This window comes from Umezawaea sp. (assembly GCF_057122925.1).
In genome coordinates this window covers 1-10,340 of the sequence record NZ_DBNGPQ010000064.1, presented here as the reverse complement: position 1 = coordinate 10,340, position 10,340 = coordinate 1, and the positions used below count along the sequence as shown (strand labels likewise).

Annotated in this window: 5 protein-coding genes; 3 read left to right on the top strand and 2 right to left on the bottom strand. The window is 73.9% G+C overall.

Going from position 1 to position 10,340, the window contains the following annotated elements; translation table 11 throughout:
* Positions 1–209, top strand: a 209-nt coding sequence (locus AC156L_RS14520) for a TetR/AcrR family transcriptional regulator (protein ID WP_484406920.1), incomplete at its 5' end; no start/stop codon positions are given.
* A 51-nt stretch (positions 210–260) separates the two neighbouring features.
* Here AC156L_RS14520 and AC156L_RS14515 read toward each other — a convergent pair.
* The gene (locus tag AC156L_RS14515) at positions 261–767 is read right to left on the bottom strand and encodes a hypothetical protein (protein ID WP_330877750.1); all 507 of its coding nucleotides are present in this window, start codon (positions 765–767) and stop codon (positions 261–263) included.
* Positions 767–2,002: an FAD-dependent monooxygenase gene (locus AC156L_RS14510; RefSeq protein WP_330877749.1), complete on the bottom strand. Its 1,236-nt coding sequence runs from the start codon at positions 2,000–2,002 to the stop codon at positions 767–769. Before AC156L_RS14510 ends, AC156L_RS14515 begins: the two co-directional genes overlap by 1 nt.
* A 232-nt stretch (positions 2,003–2,234) precedes the next feature.
* Between AC156L_RS14510 and AC156L_RS14505 the strand changes: the two genes are divergently transcribed.
* Positions 2,235–8,462 carry an SDR family NAD(P)-dependent oxidoreductase gene (locus AC156L_RS14505; protein ID WP_484406919.1) on the top strand — a complete coding sequence of 2,076 codons (6,228 nt, stop codon included), beginning with the start codon at positions 2,235–2,237 and terminating at the stop codon, positions 8,460–8,462.
* A partial coding sequence (locus AC156L_RS14500; RefSeq protein WP_484406921.1) for a type I polyketide synthase occupies positions 8,441–10,340 on the top strand: 1,900 nt, incomplete at its 3' end. The genes AC156L_RS14505 and AC156L_RS14500, both read left to right, overlap by 22 nt.

Sequence of the window (10,340 nt, the reverse complement as noted above, 5' to 3'; positions counted from 1 at the left end):
AGCACGTGTGCGACACCTACGTGGCCAACCTGCGGAAACTGGTGGACGGACCCGACGCCGACCTCCGCGCGGAGCTGTTCAGCGCGTGGCTGCTGGGGATCAGCGTGGTCCGCTCGGTCGTGCGCGGGGACGCGCTGTCGACCACCACCGCGGCCGAGGTGTCGCCCTACTTCGACCAGGTGGCGGACGTGCTGCTCGGCAGGTCGTGACGGGACGCACGTCGTCGGGCGCCCCGCCACGGTCCGGCCCGCCGGAGCGGGTCAGACGACGACGGTGCTGGCGAGCACGGGCCCTCCGGACGGCAACGTGCAGGTCAGGGTCGTGCCGATCCAGATGCTCATCGTGAACGTGCCCGGCTTGAAGGTCACCACGCCGGTGTTCGCGACCGTGGCCGTCGCCGACCCCGGTCCGAGCAGCATCGGCTGCCCGATCGGCACGGCGACGGCGTTGGTGAGCCCGGTGGCGGTGACCGACCCGCTCCCCGCCCCGCCCAGCACCACCTGCATCTGCCCGGCGATGCCGCCCGCGGGGATGTCGGCGGGCGCGGGCTTCGTCGCCGAGACGGTCAGCGCGATGGGCTTGCCCTTGCGCACCACCGCGGGCGCGGTGACGGACACCGAGTAGGTGAGCAGCACCTCCTCGGACCCGGCCTCCGAGCAGGTGAAGACGACGGCGGCGGTGTTCGCCGAGGCCGCTGGCGGGGCCACCAGGCCACCCAGCGCGGTCATGGCCAACGCCATCGGCAACAGGACAGCGGAGCGCTTCATCAGGTGAGTCCTTCGATCTGGTTCTCGCCCGCCGCGCGCGTCGCCCTGGACGCGGGCAGCAGGGCCTGGACGATCCGCCCGCCGGTTCGGCTCGCGGCGGTGCGGACGACCGCGCGGCGGATGAGCCGGGCGGAGTTGGTGGCGGGCAGCAGGAAGTGCTTCGCGAAGTGGGCGCTCTTCTGGTGCTTGGTGACCAGCGGGCGCAGCCGGTGCTCCCAGGTGCCCAGCGCCGCCGCGATGTTGTCGCCGTGCTCGACCAGCAGCGTCCCGAGCAGGTCGCCGCCTGCGATGCCCAGCGACGAGCCGAACCCCGAGTACAGGGTGAGCGACCAGGCCGAGTCGCCGAGCAGCACCACCCGGCCGCGGCTCCAGCTGCTCAGGTGGATCTGACTGATCTGGTCGAACAGGGTGTGCTCCGCGCGGTCCACCGCGTCGAGCAGGTCGGGCACCGGGCCGCCGAAGTCGGAGTAGACCTCGCGCAGCGCCACCGACGGCCGCTTGCGGGCCTCCGCGGCGGGCCACGGGTGGCAGTACATGAACATCGCGACCGGGTCGTGGTCGTGGAAGGCCTGCACGGCTACCGACCGCCGGGTGTCCACCACCAGCAGGTTGTCGCCTTCGCGCAGCCCCTTGACCGGTCGGTCCAGCAGGCACGCGGCGATCACGTGGTTGAAGTCGCGGCGGTAGAGGTCCTCGGGGCCGAACACCTGCTCGCGGACCGCCGAGTGCAGCCCGTCCGCCCCGATGACCAGGTCGAACCGCTCGGTCGTCCCGTCGGACAGGTCCACCTCGGCGTGTCCCCTGCCCTGGCGGACGGCGGACGGACCGGCGCCGAAGCGGATCTCCACCTTGTCGTGCAGCGCCTCGTACAGGGCGTTCTCCACGTCCCCGCGCAGCACCGTGTAGGAGGAGGCCGCCATCGGCATCATCATCGCGGCGGGGTTCATCCCCGGCACGAGCCTGCCCCTGCGGTCCATCTCCAGGAACCGGCCGTTCGGATCGGCGCGGTCGCGGATGTCGTCGAAGATCCCGAGCCGCTTGGCGGGCTCGAAACCGTCGGCCATGAAGACGGTGAAGTAACCACCGGTTCGACGGGTGGGCGACCGTTCGACCACCAGCGGCTCCCACCCGATCTGCCACAGGCGCAGAGCGGTCGCCATACCGGAAATCCCCGCCCCGACGACCAGGGCGCGTTTCGGCCGCACCGGTGCTCCGGTGCCGTTCGGTGCAGTCATGTGTTCGGGCCTCCGGGCCCACCTGGCGCGGCGGGTTGATTCGGCGGTTTCAGATCGCACAATTACCGTAGCGCCTGTGGACGCACTTTCGCAGTAGGGTTCGAATAATTCAGGGGATAGTCGAACTAGGGGCCGGCGACCCACAATTAGGGGTGCGGCGTAGGGGTATACCCGCCAGATCCCCGGACAGTACGTTAGGACCGCCTCTTCATACCTGACAACTGGGTGGGACATGACCGAGGATCAGAAGGTCGTCGAATACCTCAAGAAATTGACGGTAGAGCTCTACAAAACTCGTGGGCAATTGCGCGCACTGGAACAGGAGCGCACCCAGCCGATCGCCGTGACCGCGATGGCCTGCCGTTTTCCGGGCGGGATCACCAGCCCCGAGGAGTTCTGGCGGATGCTCGCGGCGGGCGGGGACGGTTATGGCCCGTTCCCGGACGACCGGGGTTGGCCGCTGGCGGAGATCCACGACGACGACCCTGACCGGCGAGGCACGAGCTATGTCCGGGAAGGCGCTTTCCTCCGCGGTGCGACCGAGTTCGACGCCGCGTTCTTCGGCATCTCCCCGCGGGAAGCGTCCGCCATGGACCCGCAGCAGCGGGTGGTGCTGGAAACCGCGTGGGAGTGCCATGAACGGGCCGGTCTACCGCCTTCGGCACTGCGCGGCAGTTCGACCGGCGTGTTCCTGGGCATCAGCGGGCAGGACTACGCCGGCCTCGCGGCCGGTGCGGCGCAGGACGTGGAGGGGCTCGTCGGCACCGGGACCGCGGGCAGCGTGCTGTCCGGCCGGGTGGCCTACACCTTCGGCCTCGAAGGACCGGCGCTGACCATCGACACGGCGTGCTCGTCGTCGCTGGTCGCGATGCACCTGGCGGCCGAGTCGCTGCGCCGCGGCGAGTGCGACAGGGCGCTCGCGGGCGGGGTGACCGTGCTGTCGACCCCCGGTCTGTTCGTGGAGTTCAGCAGACAGCGCGGGTTGGCCCCGGACGGTCGCTGCAAGCCGTTCGCCGCCGCGGCCGACGGCACCGGCTGGGGCGAGGGAGTGGGCGTGCTCCTGCTGGAGCGCCTCGCCGACGCCCAGCGCGCGGGCAGGCCGGTGCTGGCGCTGATCCGCGGCAGCGCGGTCAACCAGGACGGCGCGAGCAGCAGGCTCAGCGCACCGAACGGTCCGGCGCAGCAACGCGTCATCCGCGCGGCGCTGGCCAACGCCGGGCTCACCACCCACGACGTCGACCTCCTCGAAGCCCACGGCACCGGCACCCGCCTCGGCGACCCCATCGAAGCCCAGGCCCTGCTCGCCACCTACGGGCAGGGACGCCACCCGGACCACCCGCTGCACCTCGGCTCGGTCAAGTCCAACATCGGCCACACCCAGGCCGCCGCGGGCGTCGCGGGCGTCATCAAGTCGATCCTGGCGCTGCACCACCAGACCGTGCCGCCCACCCTGCACGTCGACGCCCCCACCCCCCACGTCGACTGGGCCGCCGGCACCATCCGCCTCACCACCACGACCCACCCCTGGCCGCGCACCGACACGCCCCGCCGCGCCGCCGTCTCCTCCTTCGGGATCAGCGGCACCAACGCCCACCTCATCCTCGAACAGGCGCCCGACCCGGCGGAGCGCGTGGAGCACACCGGCGTGGTGCCCTGGTGCCTGGCGGCGAAGTCCCCCGGCGCGCTGCGCGAGCAGGCTCGTCGGCTGCGGGAGCACGCGCCCGAGGCCTCCCCCGCCGAGGTGGCGCACACGCTGCTGTCCCGCTTCCCCGGTTTCGCCCACCGCGCGGTGGTCTTCGGCGAGTCGACCGAGGACCTGGCGGACGGGCTGCTCGCCGTGGAGAACGGGTCGGGCGCTGTGGTGGGAGAGGTGGCCGCCGGCGGTCTCGCGTTCGTCTTCAGCGGGCAGGGCAGCCAGCACGAGGGCATGGCCCGGTCGCTGCACGCGACGTCCCCGGCGTTCGCACGGGCGCTGGACGAGGTGTGCGCGGAGCTGGACCGGTTCGTCGACACCCCGGTCAAGGAGGTGCTGTTCGGCGCCGAAGGCCTGCTCGACCAGACCGGCAACACCCAGCCCGCGCTGTTCGCGGTGCAGGTGGCGCTGGCGCGGCTGTGCGCGTCCTTCGGCGTGCGACCGGACTTCGTGGCGGGCCACTCCGTCGGTGAGATCGCCGCCGCGCACGTGGCCGGGGTGCTCACGCTGCCCGACGCGTGCGCGCTGGTCGGCGCCCGCGCCAGGCTGATGGCCGCGCTGCCCCCCGGTGGAGCGATGGTGTCGGTGCGGGCGGGCGAGACCGACGTGCGGTCGCACCTGAGCGCGACCGTGGCCGTCGCGGCGGTCAACAGCGCGGACTCCGTGGTCCTGTCCGGCGAGGAGGCCGCGGTGCTGGCCGCGGCGGAGGAGCTGCGGGCGGCCGGACGGCGGGTCAAGCGCCTGCGGGTCAGCCACGCGTTCCACTCACCGCTGATGGACCCGATGCTCGACGACTTCCGCGCCGCGGCGCGGGCCCTCGCCTACGCGAAGCCCGAGATCCCGTTCGTGTCCAGCACGACCGGCGCTCCGACCGAGGACCTGGACGCCGAGTACTGGGTGCGGCACGTGCGCGAGCCGGTCAGGTTCGCCGACGCCGTCACGGCGCTGGCGGAGGCGGGCACCTCGACGTTCGTCGAGGTCGGCCCGGACGCGACGCTGACGCCGCTGGTCACCGATCACCCCGCGATCTCCTTGCTGCGCAAGGGGGTCGACGACACCGAGCAGGTGCTCACCGCGCTGGGCACGGCGCACGTGCGGGGCGTCGCGGTGGACTGGTCGCCGCTGGTCCCCCGGACCGGGATCACACCGCTGCCGACCTACCCGTTCGAGCGCGGGCGGCACTGGCTGGACCAGGTCCCCGTGGCGGGCGACCCGCGCCGCGCCGGACAGGCGGAGACCGGGCACCCGCTGGTGACCACGGCGGTGGACCTGCCGGACGGCGGCGAGGTGCGGACCGGCAGGCTCAGCCTTGCCGACCAGCCGTGGCTGGGCGACCACCGGGTGCACGGCGTCGCGGTCCTGCCGGGCGCGGCGCTCGTCGACCTGGTGTGGTCCACCGGGGTCGACCCCGTCGCCGAGCTGACCCTGCACGCCCCGCTCGTGGTTCCCGAGCGGGCCGAGGCCGTGCTCCGGGTCAGCGTCGCACCACCCGGCGGAGGAGGTGCGCGCGACGTCGCCGTGCACAGCCGGGTCGGTGACGGCGACTGGACCCTGCACGCGTCGGCCACCACCTCACCCGATGCCGGTGTCGGTGTCGGTGTCGGAGTCGCACTGGACCGGTGGCCGACGGGGACGGCGATCCCGGTGGACGGCCTCTACGACGGACTCGCCGCCCGAGGTCTGGAGTACGGGCCGGTGTTCCGCGGCGTGCGCGCCGCGTGGCGCGACGACCGGCACGTCTACGCCGAGGTCGACCTGCCCGAGGGCGTCGACGCGACGCCGTACGGGCTGCACCCGGCGCTGCTGGACGCCGCGCTGCACGTGCTCGCCCTCGCCGGGGTCGAGCGGGAGGGCGCGGCGCTGCCGTTCTCCTTCACCGGCGCGGCCCTGCACGCCACGGGCGCGCACGCGCTGCGGGTCCGGGTGACCCCTCAGGGCCCGGACGGGATGGCCATCGCCCTCGCCGACGGCACGGGAGCGCCCGTGGCGACGATCGAGTCGCTGCGGCTGCGACCGGTGACCGCGGACCGGCTCGGGCCCGCGGGCGGCGGGCGGCGGGACGCGCTGCACAAGGTCGTGTGGAAGCCGCTGCGGGAGGTGGTGGAGCCACCGGCCGACGCCGAGTTCACCGAGGTGCGGGCCGGGGAACGACCGAGCCCCGGCACGTCCGGAACCGTCCTGCTGTTCGCCGAGGACGTGACCGGGCACCTGGAGTTCCTGCGGGAGTGGCTGACCACCCCCGAGTTCGACGACGTCCACCTGGCGGTGGTGACCGCGAACGGCGCGGCCACCGACGCGGACCGCGAGGTGGACCTCGACGCCGCCCCGGTGTGGGGCATGACCCGCGTGGCGCAGGCGGAGCACCCCGGCAGGCTGACGCTGGTGGACCTCGACGGGTCCGGCGCCGACCTGGTGCGCACGGCCGTCGCCACGGCGCGGGCGACGGGTGAGACGCAGGTCGCCGTGCGCGACGGCGTGGTGCGGGCACCCCGGCTGGTCCCGGTCACCGACTCGCTGCTGCCGCCGGAGGGCGTCCACCGCTGGCGGTTGGCGCAGGACGAGAGCGGCACCCTGGACGCCCTTCGGCTGACGCCGGTCGAGAAGACCGCCCTGGCCCCGGAGGAGGTGCGGGTGGCCGTGCGCGCGGCCGGGGTGAACTTCCGCGACGTGCTGATCGCGCTGGGCACGTACCCCGGCGAAGCGGTGATGGGCGGCGAGGCCGCGGGCGTCGTGCTGGAGATCGGCTCGGACGTCACCGGACTCGCGGTGGGCGACCGGGTGACGGGCGTGTTCAGCGGCGCGTTCGGACCGGAGGCGACCACCGACCACCGGATGCTGGCCCGGATGCCGGGGTCGTGGTCGTTCACCGAGGCCGCGGCCGTGCCGATCGCGTTCCTCACCGCCTACTACGGGTTGCGCGACCTCGGCGGTCTGCGCGAGGGGCAGGCGGTGCTGGTGCACGCCGCGGCGGGCGGCGTCGGCATGGCCGCGGTGCAGCTGGCCCGGCACTGGGGCGCGAGGGTGTACGGCACCGCCAGCGAGGGCAAGTGGGACGTGTTGCGCGACAACGGGTTCACCACGGAGCACATCGCGTCCTCGCGCACGCTCGACTTCGCCGACCGGATCATGGAGGCGACCGAGAGCCGCGGTGTGGACGTGGTGCTCGACGCGCTCGCGGGCGAGTTCGTGGACGCCTCGCTGCGGCTGCTGCCGCGCGGCGGGCGGTTCGTGGAGATGGGCAAGGCCGACGTGCGCGACGCCGCACGGGTCGGGGCCGAGCACCCCGGCGTGGAGTACCGGGCCTTCGACCTGATCGAGGCCGGGCCCCGGCGCATCGGCGAGATGCTCGCCGAGGTGCTGGCGCTGTTCGAGTCGGGCGCGCTGCGGCACCTGCCCCGCACCGACTGGCCGGTGCGGCGCGCGCCCGACGCCTTCCGGCACATCGGCCAGGCGAAGCACGTCGGCAAGAACGTGCTGGTGCTGCCCGAACCTCCAGGTCCACGGGGGACGGTCGTCGTCACGGGAGCCGGAGGGGCGTTGGCCGGGCAGCTCGCCCGGCACCTGGTCGTCGAGCGCGGGGTGCGGCACCTGCTGCTGCTCAGCCGGACCCGGCCGGTGGCGCTCGCCGAGGAGCTGTCGGCGTTGGGCGCCGAGGCGATCCCGGTGGCCTGCGACGTGGCCGACCCCCGCCAGGTGGTGGACGCGCTGGCGCTCGCCCCGCCGGACCACCCCGTGCGCGAGGTCGTCCACGCGGCGGGTGTGCTCGGCGACGGCGTCATCACCGGCCTGGACCCCGCGCGGCTGCGGGACGTGCTGCGCCCCAAGGCGGACGGCGCGCTCGTGCTGCTCGACGCCGTGCGCGACCTGGACGTGGCGGCGGTGACGTTCTACTCCAGCGCGTCGGCCACGCTCGGCGGGGCGGGGCAGGCGGCCTACGCGGCCGCGAACGCGGTCCTCGACGCACTGGCCCACAACGCCGGGGTGGCGGGCCTGCCGGTCACCTCGGTCGCGTGGGGGCTGTGGAAGGGCTCCGGCATGGGTTCGGGGCTCGCCGACGCCGACCTGCGCCGGGCGCGGCGCGGCGGCGTGCTCCCGCTGGAACCCGACAGGGCGTTGGCGCTGCACGACGTCGTCCGCGACTCCGTGGACCCGCACGTGCTCGCCGCACCGGTCGACACGACCGGGCTCGACCCCGACAGCGCCCACCCGCTGCTGCGCGACCTCGTGGCACCGGGTCGCAGACGTGCCGCGGCTCCGACGGGCCGGGACACCGGCGCGGGCGAACGGCTGGCGGCGATGCCCGCCGACGAGCGGCGGCGGGTGGTGACCGACCTCGTCCGCACGCACGTGCGCGGCGTCCTCGGGTACGGCGACGAGGACTTCGACCCCGGACTCGCGTTCAGCGAGCTCGGGTTCGACTCGCTGACGTCGGTGGACCTGCGCAACCGGCTCACCGCGGCCACCGGGCTGAAGCTGCCCGCGGGGCTGGTGTTCGACCACCCCACCCCGGCGGACCTGGTGGCGCGGCTGGTGGCCGACCTCGCCCCGGACGACGCCGGTGTCGACCCCGCCGAACGCGAGTTCCGCGAGCTGCTGGCGCGCATCCCGCTGTCCCGCCTGCGCGCGGCCGGGCTCTACGACCGTCTGGTGCGCTTGGACGGCGACGAGGCGCCGTCCCAGGCCGGAACGCAGGACATCGACTCGTTGGACGTCGCCGACCTGGTCCGGCACGCCATGGGCGACCGATCACCACGGAGTGCACGATGACCATTGACACCGACCGGATCGTCACCGCCCTGCGCACGTCGCTCAAGGAGAACGACCTCCTCCGCGAAGAGGTGGAGCGCGCGTCCGAGCCGATCGCGGTGGTCGGCATCGGCTGCCGGTTCCCCGGCGGCGTCGGGTCGCCGGACGCGTTGTGGCGGCTGCTGGTGGACGGCCGCGACGCGATCGGCGAGTTCCCCGCGGACCGCGGGTGGGACCTCGACGCCCTGTTCCACCACGACCCCGACCACCCCGGCACGAGCTACGCCCGGCAGGGCGGTTTCGTCGAGGACGCGGCCGGTTTCGACGCCGAGTTCTTCGGCGTCTCGCCCCGCGAGGCGCTGGCGATGGACCCGCAGCAGCGGCTGCTGCTGGAGACGTCGTGGCACGCGATCGAGGACGCGGGCATCGACCCGACCTCGTTGCGCGGCACCCCGACCGGGGTGTTCATGGGCATGAGCGGCCAGGACTACGCGTCAGCTTCGGACTTCGCACTGCCCGACGGGCTCGAAGGGCACCTAGCCACGGGCACCGCGCCGAGCGTGCTGTCCGGGCGGGTCGCCTACTCGCTCGGCCTGGAGGGTCCCGCGCTCACCGTGGACACGGCGTGCTCGTCCTCTCTGGTGTCGCTGCACCTGGCCGCGCGGGCGCTGCGCGGCGGGGAGGCCACGCTGGCGCTGGCGGGCGGCGTCACGGTGATGACGACGCCGAAGGCGTTCACCAGCTTCAGCAGGCAGCGCGGGTTGGCGGCGGACGGGCGCTGCAAGGCGTTCGCCGCGGACGCCGACGGCACCGCGTGGGGCGAGGGCGTCGGTGTGCTCGTGCTGGAGCGCCTGTCCGAGGCGCTGCGGCACGGCCGCACCGTCCTCGCGGTCATCCGGGGCAGCGCGGTCAACCAGGACGGCGCGTCGAACGGCCTCACCGCCCCGAACGGGCTGGCGCAGCAGCGGGTCATCCGCGACGCGCTGGTCTCCGCGGGCCTGGAGGCCGACGAGGTCGACGTCGTGGAGGCGCACGGCACGGGCACGAGGCTGGGCGACCCGATCGAGGCCGACGCGCTGCTGGCCACCTACGGCCGGTCGCACAGCCCGGAACGGCCGCTGCTGCTGGGCTCGGTCAAGTCCAACATCGGCCACACCCAAGCCGCCGCTGGGGTCGCGGGGGTCATCAAGTCGATCCTGGCCCTGCGCAACGGGATCGTGCCGCCGACCCTGCACGCCGGAACGCCCACGCCCCACGTCGACTGGAGCGCGGGCACGGTGGTGCTCGCCTCGGAGGCGGCGGACTGGCCCGACACCGGCCGTCCGCGCCGGGCGGGCGTGTCCGCGTTCAGCATGAGCGGCACCAACGCCCACGTCATCCTGGAGCAGGCGCCTGTCCTCGAACCGACGCCGGTCGACCCCGCGGCGGACGGCCCGGTGCCGGTAGCGCTGTCGGCCCACTCCCCCGCCGCTCTGCGTTCACTGGCCAGGAGCCTCGGCGACCTGCCCGACCTCCCGCTCCACCCGGTCGCCCACGCCCTGGGCCGAGGACGGGCCGCGCTCCGGCACCGCGCCGTCGTCGTGGCCCACGACTCCGACTCCTTGCGCGACGGCCTCTCAGCGCTGGCGGAAGACCGACCCCACCCCGATCTCGTCACCGGTTCGGTCTCCCACGACCGCGGCGGCCTGGTGTTCGTCTTCCCCGGCCAAGGCTCCCAATACCCCGGCATGGCCGCCGCACTCCTGAACACCCACCCCGTCTTCACCCGAGCAGTCGAAGACTGCGACGCCGCCCTGTTCCCCATCACCGGCTGGTCCGTCATCGACGTCCTACGCCAATCACCCAGCGCACCACCAGCCGACCGCGTCGACATCGTCCAACCCGCACTGTTCACCGTCA

Bases quoted from the DNA above. Each gene is read 5' to 3' on its own strand.
- AC156L_RS14515 (WP_330877750.1), bottom strand. From the start codon at position 767: ATGAAGCGCTCCGCTGTCCTGTTGCCGATGGCGTTGGCCATGACCGCG.
- AC156L_RS14510 (WP_330877749.1), bottom strand. From the start codon at position 2,002: ATGACTGCACCGAACGGCACCGGAGCACCGGTGCGGCCGAAACGCGCC.
- AC156L_RS14505 (WP_484406919.1), top strand. From the start codon at position 2,235: ATGACCGAGGATCAGAAGGTCGTCGAATACCTCAAGAAATTGACGGTA.